The sequence below is a fragment of the Stenotrophomonas sp. STEN038 genome (genome assembly GCF_056759895.1).
On sequence record NZ_JBRRDW010000002.1, the window covers coordinates 165208 to 180013 of the forward strand.

Here is a 14806-nt window from a genome sequence, read left to right on the forward strand (position 1 = left end):
CGAACGCTGGTTGCAGGCTTATCAGGCGAAGTGTTTGAGCACGGCGGCTTCGATGGAAGCGGCAGCGCGACGCGGGTCGAACAGGTGCCGATCGGCTGCTTGCTGGCGTAGCCGCTGTCGCTGCTCAGCCAACAGTGCAGGCGACCTGGCCAAGCGTACCGCGCGTTCAACATAAGCATCCGCATCCCTGCAGACCAGCTCGTCCATGCCGAGGAAACGATTGATGCCTGCACCCAGGCGCCCCAAAGGTGCTGGCCCCTCGACACAAAGCAGCGGTAGCTCGTTGCTTATGGCGTGGATTGCGGTTGCCCCCGCCTGGTAGTGGAACGCGTCAAGGAACAGGTCACAGCTGGCGGCGCGATCCGACTGCTCGTCAAGCTCGACCTTGTCGACCAGATGCAGACGCTCAATGGGGCCGCCGCAGGACTGCCATTGCTGCAGGAAACCAGTGCGTGCCATGGAAGGTACAAAGACCATCAGGTGTGCGGCATCGGCCTGGGCGAGGATCTTGCTCCAGCTACCGATGAGTTTGCCGGAGAGCTTGTAGGTGTTGTTGAAGCTGGCCAGCACGGTCGCATCTTCGGGCAACCCGAACCGGGCCCGGTCACGAATGCCGGGTCGCATCGGTGACGCGGGAAACAGGCTGCCTTCGAGGTGGATCAGCTTGTCAGCGTAGTGCCAGTGCTCGCCGGGAGGCTGGACATGCGAATCCAGCAGCAGCCCATCCAGCCAGGGCGCTTGCTGGCCGTGGATGAAGCCAAGCCATCCCCATTGCACTGGCGCCGGGCGGCGCGCCAATACAGCAGGCCGTGCCCCAAGCGTGAAGCCACTCATGTCGATCAATACATCGATGCAATCATCTGCGATGCACTTGGCCAGGCTGTCGTCATCCAGGGTGGATGCATCTATCAGCGTGTCGAATCCTTCGACGATGGCGGGATGAAGCGCATGGGTACCTGTCAATGAATAGCCGAATACCTCGAAGCGACCACGGTCATGCGCTGCGAAGTGCTCACGCACCAAGCTGCCGATGGCATGTTCGCCGAGGTCGGCAGAAAGGTAGCCGATCCTGATGCGCCGTGCGGAGACCGGTTCTCGTGCTTTGCCGGCAGGCAGGACAAACTGCGATCTCGCCGGGATTGCCTGGCTGTACCTGCTGATGGACTCTGCCTTCAGTGTCTCAGGCAATGCCAATGTGGAAAGCAGGAATGGCTCCGGCTCAGCGCGATGGCTGGTGTTGGCGGCAAGCAGTCTGGCCAGCGTAGCTTCACTCTTCTCCTGGCTGTCATGTTGGCAGAGCATTGCCTGGCAGTGTGCGAGCTGCGCCAACACGTCAGTGCGCTCCGGCAGCATCCTGTGTGCGGCCTCGAAGTCACGAAGCGCGATGTCGGTGCGACCGGCCAGGGACTGGCACAGGGCGATATTCATTATCTCGGTTGGTTGCTGCGTCGAGGCCCGGCGGTAGGCCGCGATGGCGTTGTCCCATTGCCGTTGTGCCTGCAGCGATTCGCCGAGGTAGTGCCAGGCTTCGCCGAAATTCGGTTCCAGCACCAATGCACGTTGCAATGGCGCTTGCGCCGCAGCGGCCGATCCTGTGTTGACCATCAGGCTGCCAAGCAGCATCCAGCCGAGTGCATTGCGTGGATCGCGGACCGTCGTTTCGCGAGAGACCTCAAGTGCGCGCTGGTGATGACCGGTAGCGCGCAGGCAGAGCGCGAGAATGCTGAGCAGGTCGGCGTCGGCTGCAAGCAATACGTCCTTCCGATCCAGCAGGGAAGCTGCCTCGGCTTCGCTGCCCGACTGCATCAGCAACACCGCAAAGTCGCGCCGGAGCGCAACATCATCCGGTGAGCTCGTCAGGGCATCCTGGTATGCGTGCCTTGCCGCGTCCAAGTGACCGCTCGCATGCAATCCACGCGCGTGCTGGGACTTATCCATGACCAACCACCAACGTCCAGCCCATCACCGTGGCGTCCTGGTAAACCAGCTTGCCAGTCCGCACGGGAAGGCCGGTAGCGCCCAGCAGCATGGTTGTTTCCTGCAGGGCGGTTGGATCGAGTGTCGCAGCCAGCATCAATTTCAACCGGGCATGCTCATCCTCTGTCCAGGCCTGCAACGACTTCGCCGCGGCATCAGCATCTTCGGCGCTGTGCCAAGGGTGTCGAAGCAGCTGCCCCAGTTGTTGCGCCAATGTCTGCAGGATCCTCGCATCGGGAGATTGTTCGGCCTTGTCCAGCAGCTGGGATGCGGCGTTGTTGAAATTGGTGCGCGCGGACTCGGCGTGCGGATCGGCGGAAAGTCGCTGGCGAGCCTCGCTGTCGTTTGCCTGTGCCATCCGCCGCAGCAGCGCTCTGGTCGCGTCGAAGATGCCGCTTCCGTGGAGAAGCCAGGTGCAGGCATCGGCCTGGCTGCGGCTGACCGAATGGATCACGGAGTCATGGCTGTGCACGACCATTGCAGCCCGGCCATGGGCGCCGATTGCCCGTAGCAACTCACTTGCCGCTTTTTCCCTGGGCGCATATTCGAAGGCGAACTGCGAGCAGATCAGGTCCACCGAATCGTCCGCAAAGGGGAGCTCGGTCATGGATGTATTGGGGTGGAAGCGAATGTCTCCGTACGAATGTGCAGCTGCTCCAGCGGAAGTGGGTGGATCTATGTCGGCGATGTCGACGCCGTGCACCTGCCACCGCATGTTCCAGCTATCGGCAAAGGATTGCGCCAGCAGCGGGATTGCCCCGTTGCCGGTACCAATGTCGACGATCACTGCCTGTTCCGGCAACGCGCTGAACTGTTGCTGCCAGAATCGTGCGAATGCATCGTCATAGTTGCCATTGATGCCGGATGCACAGGAGTGCAGTACGCCGGTTCGCCAGAGGCGTGTCCATGGCGCGGCCTGCTCATCAGGATCGGTTGCGTAGGGCATCAGCAAGGGATTTTCCAGTTCGGCGGACAGCTTGCGCGAGAGCGTTTGCCAGTTCAAGCAGAAGGCGCCCGGCGATTACGGGACATCCGCTGTGTCCGCCAGGTACGGTATCCCGAAAAAGAACGACCCGCCGAAGCGGGTCGTCCAAAGTCACAGTTTCTGCTCAGATGATCAGAAGTTCTGCTCGTAACGCAGGTACGGGGTGCGGCCCCAGATGTTGTACAGCGAGTTGTTGTAGTGCGGGAAGCCAAGCGCCGTGGTGAACTGCGGCATCTTGTTGGCGACGTTGCGGACGCCCAGGGTCACACGGCCATTCCACGGAGTGGCAACGCTGGCCTGCAGGTCGACGGTGGTCTGCGAGCTGAAGGTCGTAGCCTTGGTGCCATTGCTGTGGCCGGCGATGTAGTTGCCGATCACGTTGGCCGACCAGTCGCCCTTGTTCCAGCCCAGGCCCAGCTGACCGCGGTCCTTCGGGTAGCCGAACTTGCCAGCACGTTCCTGGGTGGCGCCTGCACCCGCCGGGGTGAAGTCGAATTCCAGGGTGTGCGACCAGGCCAACTTTGAGCTCAGGGTGCCGAAGGCGCCAACGTCATGGCGATAGTTGAACTCGAAGTCCAGACCACGCGAAGTCTGCATGGCGCCATTGTCGATCGGCAGGTAGATCAGGTTGGCTGCACCCGGCAGGGTGGTGCCGGTCGGGGTGGTGATGTCATTGCCACGGACCACGCCGTAGGCCGGACGACCTTCGTCACCGTAACGGAACGCCAGTGCGCGCGGAATGGTCGCAATGATGTTCTCGATCTCGATATCGTAGTAGTCCAATGCAACCGACAACGCGTCGGACGGGCTCCACACAACACCCAGGCCCCAGTTCTTGGACTCTTCCGGCTTCAGCAGCTTGTTCGAGGTCTGCAGCCAGGTGAACTGATCAGAAGTGCTGCAGGGGTTGAACGGGTAGGGCTGATAGGTGGCGTTGCCGGAGGATGCGCGATAGGCAGCCAGCGCCTTGCAGGCCAGTTCGTCACCACCGGCATGCGGAATGGTGGTGTCGGACGGCGAGTTCAGGTTGGTGGAAGAAGCTGCGCCATGCAGATCGGACAGGGTCGGGGCACGGAAGCCCTTGCCCCAGGAGCCGCGGACGAGCAGCGATTCGATCGGGCGGAACTCCAGCGAGGCACGCGGCGAGAACTTGCTGCCAACGTCGCTGTAGTCATCGTAGCGACCGGCAACGGTCAGGTTGACGCTATCCAGCAGCGGGAACAGGGCTTCGAAATACAGTGCGCCGTAATTGCGATCACCGCGGGTACCTGCGCCAGCGGAACCAAAGACGTTGCCGGCGGCACTCTGAGCGTCATAGATCTGGCTCAGGGCGTCTTCGCGGTACTCGAAGCCGGTGACGAAGCCGACCGTGCGATCACCGATGTTGAACAGGTCGAACGAGATGTTGCCGTCGACGCCCTGGGTCTTGTTGACCGACTCGACGTAGACGGTGTGGCCGATCTTGCCGGCCGAAGCCTTCACGCTCGGATGGGTCGGGTCGAACGGATTGAACTGGCCGGAGTCGATCAGCTGCTGCAGGGTGCTGCCGATGCCGTAGTTCAGACCGACGCTGGATTGCGCCGAGGTGCCGTGGTTGACTGCGATTTCCCAGTCAGCGCCGCCGAACAGTTCGACGTTGCCACGCAGGCCCAAGGTGTAGTCGCGCAGGGTGTCCTTGCGATGGGAGTCGCGGGTGCCCAGCGGAGTGAAGCGGTAGTACAGCGTACCGGCCACACCGAACGGGTTGAACGGGTTGTTCGCTGCGATCGTCGGCAACCTGCCCGGACCGCGGCCCGAGTTGTCCACCGGTGCCGATGCGTACACGCCCAGGCTCTTGGTTTCCGAGGTCAGGCCGCGGAAGAACATGGTCGTGTTATCGGTGATGTTGTAGTTGCCGTTGACCAGCAATGCGTTGCGGCGCAGCGAGGATTCGTTGGCCGACGTTGCGCCGTGATCGAAGCCGCAGCTGTTGGGGCCGGTACGGATGCTGTTCTCGAAGGTATCGCAGTTGGCGACACTCCTGATGCCGTTCGGGGTCAGCAGGCCAGCCGAGGTGTTGTATGGGCTGGTGGGCCAAGGCAGACCAGCACCGGTGACCAGGTCCTTGATGTCACGGTTGTACATCATCTCGCGCTCCTGGTAATCCAGGACGAAGGTGATGTTGCCGCGGTCGGAGCTGATGCCAGCCGAAGCACTGCCGGTGGTGCCGGCCGGGCCGACCTTCGGGCTTTCATAGCCCACCTGGATGTTGGCGCCTTCGTAGTCCTTGCGGGTGATGATGTTGACCACGCCGCCGATGGCATCCGAACCGTAGACCGCGCCAGCGCCTTCGCGCAGGATTTCGATACGCTCGATCGCGGAGGTCGGAATCATGTTGATGTTGGCAGCGCCGCCAGCCAATGCACCCGACGGGGTGATGCGACGGCCGTCCAACAGCACCAGGGTATAGGCAGAGCCCAGACCGCGCATGCTGATGGTGGCCTGCGAACCGGTTGCCGAGCCTGAGGACTCACGTGTCGAGCCGAACGAGTTGTAGACGTTGTTGCGCAGGAAGTCCGCAACCGAGATTTCACCGGCAGCCTGGATGTCCTGACGGGTAACAACGGTCACCGGGTTCGGGCCTTCGACGTCGGTGCGCTTGATGCGCGAGCCGGTGACTTCGATGCGGTCCAGGTTGGTGGCGCCGCTCTTCTCGGCGTCCTGAGCGTAGGCGGCACCGGCGGTGCCGGCGCTTGCGGCCAGCGCAATGACAACTGCATCGCGCAGCTTGTTGGTCTTGCAAATCATTGGGTCTCTCTCTCTGCCAAGTTGACTTGGGTGGTGCTTGGTGTGGCCGCGAGGGAGTTCGAAAGGCGAACTCAAAACTCATGGCTTGTACCGATAGTACTTGCGACTGCAAATAAATTAAAGATTGGTTAATGATTGGGGAAAATAGGGTGAAATTTGGCAAAGCCTTGATTTGACAGGCAGAAACGCAAAACGCCCCGAACGGGGCGTTGTCTCAAAGTGATTTGGTAACCCGGATTACAGGTCTTGTTCGTAACGGACGTACGGTATTGCACCGTCGTCATTGCTTTCGTTGCGCGGCGAGAACGGGTTCTTGCCACGGGTGATGACGTTTTCGGCGCCGACCGTGAGCTGGCCGCTCCACGGGGTGCGCCAGGTGATGCCCAAGCCCAGACCCTCCCATTTGCCACTGTGGCCGGGGGCATCGACCACGCGGCCGATCACGTTGGCGCTGAAGGCGCCGTAGCCGCCGCCGACGCTCAGGCTCTTGCTATCCCATTGGTCGACAACTGCCGGAGCAGCATCGGTCAATGGCACCAGGCGTGCCTTGGCATAGGTGCCGCCGATGGAGACGAAGCCTTCGCGGCCGATGTTCTTCTGCCCGAATACGGTCAGGTCGTTCTGTTCTACCCGCGCCGCGCCGGCCTTGCCGCCGTTCGACAACCAGGCCGGGAGCGTGTCGCGGCCGGTGCCGGCGGTGATGCCGACGCGCCCGCCGGGACGGTTGAACGCTGTGGTGGCCGAGATATGGCGAGCATTGTTGTCGTCATCATCGCCCAGGCTGGCGAGCATGCAGTGGCTGGCAAGGCCGCCAATACTGCTACCGCCGCTGCCGTTGCAGAGCAGGCCAAGCGAGTCGCCGGAGGACAGGCCGAAGGCCGCATCCAGCGAGCTACGGCCGAAATTCCAGCGTGCGCCGACGTTCTGGGTGCCGGTGGGCTCCAGATAGAGCAGGGCTTCGACCTTGCCGCTACCGCGGTTCCAAACCGGCAACACGGTGCTGTCCACGGCTCGCGGCTTGCTCTGTGCATGCGCGCCCGTGACCACGCCAAAGGCGATCATCAGGGCAAGCGGTAGGCGGAGTAAGGCGTTCATGGACTCAGTAAGACCCCGTTGGCGCCAGGAAGTTCCCGGCGCGTGAGTTCTCGATCCTATGCGGTTTATGGTTTCTTAACAAGTCTTCGCCCTCCCCAGAACGTAACTCGCTGGACCGTTATTGCAGCCGCTCGGGAGCTGGCTGGTTGGCCGGTGTAGAGCTGAACAATACGCCGAATTCTGCTAATGGGAAGTGATATTCCTGACCGCAGAACTCGCAGCGTACTTCGACCTGCCCGGTGGGCTCGGCGGCGGCCCTGGCTTCCTCCTCGCCAAGCGACTGCAGCATGGCGCTGACCCGTTCGCGCGAGCAGGAGCAGCCAAAGCTCAGGGCCTTGTCGCCGACCAGCTGCGGGTTCTCTTCGTGGAACAGGCGGTGCAGCAGTTCGCTGCCCGGCAGGGCCAGCAGCTCATCGCGGCCGAGGGTGTCAAACAAGGCGCCTGCGCGGATCCAGCCATCCTCGTCACCCTCGTCACCCGGCAGCTTCTGCAGCAGCAGGCCAGCGGCGTGCTCACCGTTGCTGGCCAGCAACAGACGCGTCGGCAACTGTTCGGAGTGGCGGAAGTAATCCTCGAATGCCTCGTCCAGGCTGTCGCCGGTCAGTGCGACCAGGCTCTGGTAGCGCTGCGGTTCGCGCGGGTCCAGGCCGGGGTTCTCGATGGTGATGGCGAGCAGGGCATCTTCGCCAAGGGCGCTCAGGCTGGAGGGGGCGTCTTCGCCGTCATTCAGCTGGGCGATGCCACGCAGGGTGCCGGCCGAGGTGCATTCGCTGAACAGCGCGCGCAGGGCGGTGCTGCTGCGAAGCTGAATGGACAGCCGGCCATCCACCTTGGTGTGTCCGGTGAACAGCGCAGAGGCCACGCTGGCCTCACCGAGCAGGCGCGTGGCGGCCGCCGGGTAGTCGCCATGGGACAGGATTTCGCGCCAGCTCTGGCCCAGCCGGACATGGACGCCGCGTACACCGGCGGCGGGCAGGAGGAAGCGGACAAGGAGGTCGGAAGTGTCGGTCATGGGGTTGGATCTACGCGAGGTGGGGCCGGTGCCGGATAATGCGCCGGACAAAAGGTTTTGCAAGGTGGATATCAATGGGGGCGGAGCAGGCCGAGCTCAAGGTGGGGCAGGAATCAGGGACAAAGGCGGGGCGCCGGAAGCGCTGGTTGCGGCGTTTGCTGTGGGTGCCGGTGGTGTTTGTCGTGTTCAGCGTGGTGCAGGTAGTGGTGCTGCGTTTTGTCGACCCGCCGTTTTCCACGGTGATGATGTTCCGGCAGATGGAGGCGCTGGGGCAGGGGGACTGGAAGTTCCGCATCCGCTACCAATGGCGTGATCTGGACCAGATGGCGCGCAGCGTGCCGATATCGTTGGTGGCCGCCGAGGACCAGCGTTTCCCGGAGCACAACGGTTTCGACCTGCAGGCGATTGAAAAGGCACGCAAGCACAACGAGCGCGGTGGACGCCTGCGCGGTGCCAGTACGATCAGTCAGCAGACGGCAAAAAATGTGTTCCTGTGGCAGGGGCGCAGCTGGCTGCGCAAAGGCCTGGAGGTCTGGTACACGATGCTGATCGAAGCGCTATGGTCGAAGCAACGGATCATCGAGATGTACGCCAACGTGGCCGAGTTTGGTGACGGCATTTATGGTGTACAGGCGGCATCGCGCGCTTATTGGGGCAAGGATGCAGCGCGACTGAGTCCAGCGGAGAGCGCGAGGTTGGCGGCGGTTTTGCCGTCACCGCGGCGTTACAACGCGGCCAAGCCGGGGCCGTATGTGCAGCGCCGCGCCGCCTGGATCCAGCGGCAGGCGCGCCAGCTGGGTGGGGCAGATTATGTCGACGACGGTAATTGACCCCATGGCTGTTGTTAGACTTTGCCGATGAGTACGCCAGACCGTCTGACCCTGCTGATCACTGCTTTCAACGAGCAGGAGGCGTTGCCGCAGTTGCACCCTCGCTTGTGTGCGCAGTTGCAGGCTCTGGACGGGAAGGTCGATGGTCGCATTTTGTACGTCGATGACGGCAGCAGCGATGGGACCTGGTCGGTGATACAGCAACTGGCGGCGCAGGAGCCGCGGGTCTCGGTGCTGCGCTTGTCGCGGAACTTCGGCAAGGAAGCCGCATTGACTGCAGGGCTGGACTTCGTCGAAGAAGGTGCGGTGATTCTGCTTGATGCTGACGGCCAGGATCCGCCGGAGTTGATTCCGCAGTTTGTCGCGCTGTGGCAGCAAGGTCATGACGATGTGTACGGCACGCGTTTGGAGCGTGGCGGTGATGGCTGGCTGAAGCGTTTCACCGCTGCGGCTTTCTACCGGGTGATGGGGCGTTTGTCGAAAACGCCTATTCCGGCCGATACCGGTGATTTCCGCCTGCTTTCGGCGCGTGCCTTGGCCGGCTTGCGGCAATTGCGTGAACGTCACCGTTTCATGAAAGGTCTGTTTGGCTGGGTTGGCTATAGCCGGGTCGCGCTGCCTTATCGACGCGAGCCGCGTTTGGCCGGCAAAAGCAAATTCGGCTTCTGGAAGCTGTGGAACTTCGCGCTGGAAGGCATCACCAGCTTCTCCACCGCTCCATTGCGGGTGGCGACCTATCTGGGATTGTTCACCGCCGCAGGTGCTTTTTGTTTTGCGATATGGGTGATCGGCAAGGCCGCCCTATATGGTGACCGCGTTGCTGGCTGGCCGACGATGATGGCAGTGATCCTGTTTCTGGGCGGGGTGCAGCTGATCGCGCTGGGGCTGATCGGCGAATACCTGGGGCGGATGTACATGGAGGCCAAACAGCGGCCGTTGTACCTGGTTGATACCTGGCAGCCGGGGAACGTGGCAGTATCTGCCCCATCCACCAGCGCAGGAGAACGCCATGCAGACCGTTCGACAGTTGCTAGGGGCCAAGTCCCCTGAGATCCACGCCGTACCGCCGGATGTGGCGGTGGTGCAGGCGATCCGCCTGATGGCCGAGAAAGGCATTGGTGCGGTGCTGGTGATGGACGGCCGCACGCTTGTCGGCATCCTTTCCGAGCGTGACTACGCGCGAAAGATCGTGTTGATGGACCGATCTTCGGCCACCACGCCGGTGCGCGACATCATGACCGCCGAGCTGGTCACGGTGGCGTCGTCGGTGACGGTGGAACAGTGCCTGGAACTGGTGACCAATCGACGCATCCGCCATCTGCCGGTGGTGGACGGCGATGAAGTGGTGGGCGTGATTTCGATCGGCGACTTGGTCAAGTCGGTGATCGAGGCGCAGCGCCTTGAACTGGGTCAGCTGCAGCAATACATCACCGGTACCTGAGTCGATTGGCGCTACCTGGCGTAGCGCCCGCCACACGCAGCATCCTTGCCTGGCCCGGTTTCGATGGTGGCCAGCAACGCTGCGGGCGGGGCAATGCTGGCCAAGGTCAGGGCGATCGCGCCACGCAGGCCCAATGCCTTGAAGTCCGGACGGAAGGACGGATCCTTGAAACTGCCGCCGATACGCAGCGGGGAGCGCAGGGCGAGGATGCTCACATCCTTGGGGCGCGGGCGCAGCAACAGGTCCAACTGCTCCTGTTTGAGATTGACCGTGCCTTCACCGACAACCAGCGTGTCGGTGGTGTCGAAGGCCAGTGCGCGCGACTGCATCAGGCCGTTACGCACATCGAAGTCACCGAAGGCGCAACGTAGTGGAATCTGCTTGTCACCGGTGAAGAGGAATTTCAGCGACTCGGCCACATCCAGCCCGGCCAGCTCCATCAGCAGGTTACCGATATGGCCGCGGCCCATGCCCACAGCGACATCGCCATTGCTGCTGCCGAGCATCGCGGCGATGGAGTTGCCGTTGCCGCTCAGGCGGATGTTTCCGCTGATGCCGCCGGAGGCCTGTTCCGCCAATTTGGCATCCGGGAACAGCTGGCCGAGCTGGACCCCGCGCAGGCTGGCATTGAGTGTGGTGCTGATCTGCGGACGCCGCGCATCCATGCGGATGGTGCTGCGGATATCGCCGCCGGCCACGCCGAAGTTGAGCGGTTCCAGTCGCAGTAGTCCGTTGTCCAGCAACAGGTGCGCGTCCATGTCGTCCAGTGGCAGTTTGGGCGCGCTGATGTGCTGTGCCTTCCAGCGTACATCGGCGTCCATCGCGCGCAGTTTGCTCAGGTCATAGGGTTTGTCGGGTAGCAGGGTCGGTTTTGCGGCAAGTCGTGCGGCCTCGGCCTTCTGTTCGGCGTTTGCCGATTCGGTGCCGCCGGTTTTCGGTGGTGCACCGATGAAGCCTGCAAGATCGTCGAAGTCCAGTCGTTTGGACAACAGATTGGCAGTCAGGCGTGGGCGTTCGCCGGCCACATCGATTTCCACATCGCCAGCCAGGTCGCTATCACCAACGCGCCCACTGAACTTCTCGTAGCGCCAACGCTGGTATTCGCGCTTCAGTCGGCCGTCCAGCCGATAAGGCGGCGAGGAGGGAATGGCGATGCCGATCAGCGGGTAGAGGTCTTCCAGATCCTGCCCGCTGAGCTGGAACTGCAGGTCGAATACCTGGAACTGGAAGGGATTAGTCAGCGTGCCGCTGGCGATGGCGTGGGTGGCGCCAGCGCGGGCATCGAGATGGATGCGGAACGGGTGCTCGCTGTTGCTGAGTTCCAATGGCGATTCCGTGCCACCTTTCAGGGTGAACGCAGCACCTTGCCAGCGGCCCTTGCCTTCGATCAGCACCGGAGGTGCGGTATCGGCCTGTTTTGGCGTGCCGCTGCGTACTGTCAGGTCAACGCGGGTGCGCCCGGGTTCGTCGAGGAACTGCAGCTTGCCGTCGGTGATATGCAAGCGCTTGAGTTGCGGCGGTTCGCCACCGCCACTGCCAAGGAAGTCCCAGTTGCCAGGCTCGCCCTTGCGAGGCGCGGTCTGCAGCAGCACATCGGGGCGGCTCAGGCGAATCTCCGGCATCTGCACACTGCCGCGCAGCAGAGGCCAGATGCGGATATCCAATTCGACGCGATCAGCGCTCGCCATCTGCGGCTGTTTTGCCCAACTGGCATTGGCGAAGCGGATGTCGTCGCCACGAATGGTGGTGGTGCGGCCCAGATCCACGTCCAGGTTGCCGATCTGCAGGACGCGGCCGGTGCGGGCCTGCACGGCACGTTCCAGCGGGCCTTTGAACCAGTTCCAGTCCCACAGCAGGATCAGCACGAGGATCGCGATCAGCACCGCCGCAGCGGCAATGAGCCAACGTTGGCCACGCTTGCCGGGGCGTTGCAATCGCCAGCGCGACGTTGCTGGCGTGGCCGGGGGCGGGGAAGTAGTCACGCCTCATCGTGGCGTGGTCCGTGTTCACGTAGCGCGAATCGGGCATTGGCGCGATGTGAACACGGTGTTGCCAGGGTGTTGCCGGGATTTCCGGCGGGTACGGCGGATCTGTTGCGGTTACAGGATCTGCGCGGTCACCGAGACGAAGTGACAGACGCTGCCAGCGATGACGAACAGGTGCCAGATCGCATGCGAGTAGGGCAGCTGTTCGCGGTGGTAGAACACCGTGCCCAGGGTGTAGAACACGCCGCCGCCGAACAGCCAGCTCAAGGTCCAGCCATCCAGCGAGGCCCACATGGGCTTGATCGCGACGATGACCAGCCAGCCCATGGCGATGTAGATCGCGGTGGAGAGCTTCTTGAAGCGGCCGGTGTAGAACAGTTTGAAGATGACGCCGAACACGGCCAGCGCCCATATCGCGGAGAACAGCCCCCAGCCCCAGGGGCCGCGCAGGCCGATCAGGGTGAACGGGGTGTAGGTGCCGGCGATCAGGATATAGATCGCGCAGTGGTCGAAGATCTTCAGCCGGCCCTTGGCCACCGGGTGCTGGATGGCGTGGTACAGGGTGGAGGCGGTGTACAGCAGCAACAGTGCCACGCCGAAGACAATCGCGCTGGCCAGTTGCCAGCCATCGCCATAGATGGCGGCGAGGGTGATGAGTACGGCGCCACCGGCCAGTGCGCTGACCGCGCCCAGACCATGGGTGAGGGCGCTGGCGACTTCTTCGCGTATCGATGCGGCTGTTGCAGTCATGGCGGGTAATGGCGCGAGCTGAGGGGGAGGCCCGGAGCTGGCTATCATCACCCCGAACGGCGGCGTATGCACGCCGCCATCAGACCTAGGCAACCGAAACCGTGTGGGCTGCTTCACGGGTTGCGGAGAAACGCACGTCCGGTGCGCGTTCCTGGGCCAGCTGCAGGTTGACCCGGGTGGGTGCCAGATAGACCAGGTGGCCTGCGGCATCGATGCTGAGATTGCTTGCGTTCTTCTCGCGGAACTCTTCCAGCTTCTTCGCATTGCTGCAGCTGATCCAGCGTGCGGTATTGACCGAGACCGGCTCGAACACCGCTTCCACGCCGTATTCGTCCTTCAGCCGGTAGGCGGCCACGTCGAACTGCAGCACGCCGACCGCACCGAGGATGAGGTCGTTGCTCATCAGCGGGCGGAAGAACTGGGTGGCACCCTCTTCCGACAGCTGCGCCAGACCCTTCTGCAGCTGCTTGAGCTTGAGTGGATCCCTCAGACGGGCGCGCCGGAACAGTTCCGGGGCGAAGTTGGGGATGCCGGTGAAGGTGACTGCTTCGCCTTCGGTGAAGGTGTCACCGATGGAAATGGTGCCGTGGTTGTGGATACCGATCACGTCGCCCGGCCATGCCTCGGCGGCGATCTCGCGGTCGCTGGCCATGAAGGTCAGCGCGTTGGCCAGCTTCATCTCCTTGCCGGTACGCACGTGGAAGGTCTTCATGCCGGCGGTGAACTTGCCCGAGCACACGCGCATGAACGCGACACGGTCGCGGTGCTGCGGGTCCATGTTGGCCTGGATCTTGAACACGAAGCCGGTCAGCTTGTCTTCCTGCGGCGCGATGTCGCGGCCGGTGGTGGCGCGGGTCTGCGGTGCCGGTGCGTGCTCGACGAAGAAGTCCAGCAGCGGCTGCACGCCGAAGTTGTTGACGCCCGAGCCGAAGAATACCGGGGTCTGCTTGCCGGCCAGGTAGGCCTCGACGTCGAACGGATGGCTGGCGCCCTGCACCAGTTCCAGTTCGTCGCGCAGGTCGGCCAGCATCTTCTCGCCGATCTTCTCAGCCAGGCCGGGCGAATCCAGCGACGGGAAGATGGTCGAATCCTGACGGGTGAAATTGCGGCCCTGTTCGTACAGATGCACTTCGCCGGTCAGCAGGTGCACCACGCCCTTCAGGCGCGTGCCCATGCCGATCGGCCAGGTGACCGGGGCGCACTGGATACCGAGCACGGTTTCCACTTCATCCAGCAACTCGATCGGGTCCTTGCCCTCGCGGTCGAGCTTGTTGATGAAGGTCATGATCGGGGTGTCGCGCAGGCGGCAGACTTCCATCAGCTTGATGGTGCGTTCTTCCACGCCCTTGGCCACGTCGATCACCATCAGCGCCGAGTCCACCGCGGTGAGCACGCGGTAGGTGTCCTCGCCGAAATCGGCATGGCCGGGGGTGTCGAGCAGGTTGACGATCTTGCCTTCGTACGGGAACTGCATCACCGACGAGGTGACCGAGATGCCGCGCTCCTTTTCCAGCGCCATCCAGTCCGAGGTGGCGTGGCGGGCGGCCTTGCGGCCCTTGACCGAGCCGGCCATCTGGATCGCGCCCCCGAACAGCAACAGCTTTTCGGTCAGCGTGGTCTTGCCGGCGTCAGGGTGGGAGATGATGGCGAAGGTGCGGCGGCGCGCGGCTTCGGTGGCGACTTCGGACATGGCAGGGGCGCCCGCCCGGGCGCATCAGAAACGAATGAACCGGTGATTATACCTGCCGCCAGCCCAGCAAGGATGACCGGCACCGGTGGTGCCGAGCCAAGCTCGGCAGGGGCTTTCCCGGCAAAGCCCAACATGTAGTGCCGAGCCATGCTCGGCAGGGGGTTTACACGCAAAACCAATGTATTTGCCCGTCCCAAACAGCGCGGGCGGGGGGTCGCGGGCTCCCCACGCCCACAGCAGCGGCGCGGCACAAC

11 protein-coding genes are annotated in these 14806 nt (G+C 63.1%); 3 read left to right on the forward strand and 8 right to left on the reverse strand.

Annotation, left to right across the window (positions count from 1 at the left end; genetic code table 11):
* Positions 1 to 21: 21 nt before the first annotated feature.
* The 5 genes from ACVOLS_RS01600 to hslO all read right to left on the reverse strand — a co-directional run bounded on the left by ACVOLS_RS01600 (position 22) and on the right by hslO (position 7856).
* The gene (locus ACVOLS_RS01600) at positions 22 to 1938 is read right to left on the reverse strand and encodes an O-linked N-acetylglucosamine transferase, SPINDLY family protein (protein ID WP_481544180.1); all 1917 of its coding nucleotides are present in this window, start codon (positions 1936 to 1938) and stop codon (positions 22 to 24) included.
* The gene (locus ACVOLS_RS01605) at positions 1931 to 2980 is read right to left on the reverse strand and encodes a class I SAM-dependent methyltransferase (protein WP_481544181.1); all 1050 of its coding nucleotides are present in this window, start codon (positions 2978 to 2980) and stop codon (positions 1931 to 1933) included. The genes ACVOLS_RS01600 and ACVOLS_RS01605 overlap by 8 nt, the downstream gene beginning before the upstream one ends.
* A 114-nt stretch (positions 2981 to 3094) precedes the next feature.
* Positions 3095 to 5749, reverse strand: coding sequence for a TonB-dependent receptor plug domain-containing protein (locus tag ACVOLS_RS01610; protein ID WP_481544182.1), 2655 nt, complete (start codon positions 5747 to 5749; stop codon positions 3095 to 3097).
* 237 nt (positions 5750 to 5986) lie between these two features.
* The gene (locus ACVOLS_RS01615; RefSeq protein ID WP_481544183.1) at positions 5987 to 6844 is read right to left on the reverse strand and encodes an XOO1806 family protein; all 858 of its coding nucleotides are present in this window, start codon (positions 6842 to 6844) and stop codon (positions 5987 to 5989) included.
* Between the two features lie 118 nt (positions 6845 to 6962).
* Entirely contained in the window at positions 6963 to 7856 is an 894-nt protein-coding gene (gene hslO, locus ACVOLS_RS01620; RefSeq protein ID WP_481544184.1) for an Hsp33 family molecular chaperone HslO, read from the reverse strand.
* Between the two features lie 74 nt (positions 7857 to 7930).
* Between hslO and mtgA the strand changes: the two genes are divergently transcribed.
* From mtgA to ACVOLS_RS01635, 3 genes are read left to right on the forward strand one after another with little or no spacing between them, the layout of a single operon-like run.
* The gene (gene mtgA, locus ACVOLS_RS01625; RefSeq protein ID WP_481544185.1) at positions 7931 to 8686 is read left to right on the forward strand and encodes a monofunctional biosynthetic peptidoglycan transglycosylase; all 756 of its coding nucleotides are present in this window, start codon (positions 7931 to 7933) and stop codon (positions 8684 to 8686) included.
* Between the two features lie 27 nt (positions 8687 to 8713).
* Positions 8714 to 9736, forward strand: coding sequence for a glycosyltransferase family 2 protein (locus ACVOLS_RS01630; RefSeq protein WP_481544186.1), 1023 nt, complete (start codon positions 8714 to 8716; stop codon positions 9734 to 9736).
* Positions 9696 to 10127, forward strand: a complete 432-nt coding sequence (locus ACVOLS_RS01635) for a CBS domain-containing protein (RefSeq protein ID WP_481544187.1) — start codon at positions 9696 to 9698, stop codon at positions 10125 to 10127. The genes ACVOLS_RS01630 and ACVOLS_RS01635 overlap by 41 nt, the downstream gene beginning before the upstream one ends.
* Before the next feature lie 11 nt (positions 10128 to 10138).
* On the opposite strand, the gene ACVOLS_RS01640 is transcribed toward ACVOLS_RS01635, so the two are convergent.
* From ACVOLS_RS01640 to ACVOLS_RS01650, 3 genes are all read right to left on the reverse strand, one after another.
* Positions 10139 to 12109: an AsmA family protein gene (locus ACVOLS_RS01640; protein WP_481544188.1), complete on the reverse strand. Its 1971-nt coding sequence runs from the start codon at positions 12107 to 12109 to the stop codon at positions 10139 to 10141.
* A gap of 117 nt (positions 12110 to 12226) precedes the next feature.
* Entirely contained in the window at positions 12227 to 12862 is a 636-nt protein-coding gene (gene trhA, locus ACVOLS_RS01645) for a PAQR family membrane homeostasis protein TrhA (protein ID WP_481544189.1), read from the reverse strand.
* Between the two features lie 85 nt (positions 12863 to 12947).
* The gene (locus ACVOLS_RS01650) at positions 12948 to 14552 is read right to left on the reverse strand and encodes a peptide chain release factor 3 (RefSeq protein WP_481544190.1); all 1605 of its coding nucleotides are present in this window, start codon (positions 14550 to 14552) and stop codon (positions 12948 to 12950) included.
* Positions 14553 to 14806: the final 254 nt, after the last annotated feature.

Coding starts and splice junctions, on each gene's coding strand:
- ACVOLS_RS01600 (WP_481544180.1), bottom strand. CDS start 1,938: ATGGATAAGTCCCAGCACGCGCGTGGATTGCATGCGAGCGGTCACTTG.
- ACVOLS_RS01610 (WP_481544182.1), bottom strand. CDS start 5,749: ATGATTTGCAAGACCAACAAGCTGCGCGATGCAGTTGTCATTGCGCTG.
- ACVOLS_RS01615 (WP_481544183.1), bottom strand. CDS start 6,844: ATGAACGCCTTACTCCGCCTACCGCTTGCCCTGATGATCGCCTTTGGC.
- hslO (WP_481544184.1), bottom strand. CDS start 7,856: ATGACCGACACTTCCGACCTCCTTGTCCGCTTCCTCCTGCCCGCCGCC.
- mtgA (WP_481544185.1), top strand. CDS start 7,931: ATGGGGGCGGAGCAGGCCGAGCTCAAGGTGGGGCAGGAATCAGGGACA.
- ACVOLS_RS01630 (WP_481544186.1), top strand. CDS start 8,714: ATGAGTACGCCAGACCGTCTGACCCTGCTGATCACTGCTTTCAACGAG.
- ACVOLS_RS01635 (WP_481544187.1), top strand. CDS start 9,696: ATGCAGACCGTTCGACAGTTGCTAGGGGCCAAGTCCCCTGAGATCCAC.
- trhA (WP_481544189.1), bottom strand. CDS start 12,862: ATGACTGCAACAGCCGCATCGATACGCGAAGAAGTCGCCAGCGCCCTC.
- ACVOLS_RS01650 (WP_481544190.1), bottom strand. CDS start 14,552: ATGTCCGAAGTCGCCACCGAAGCCGCGCGCCGCCGCACCTTCGCCATC.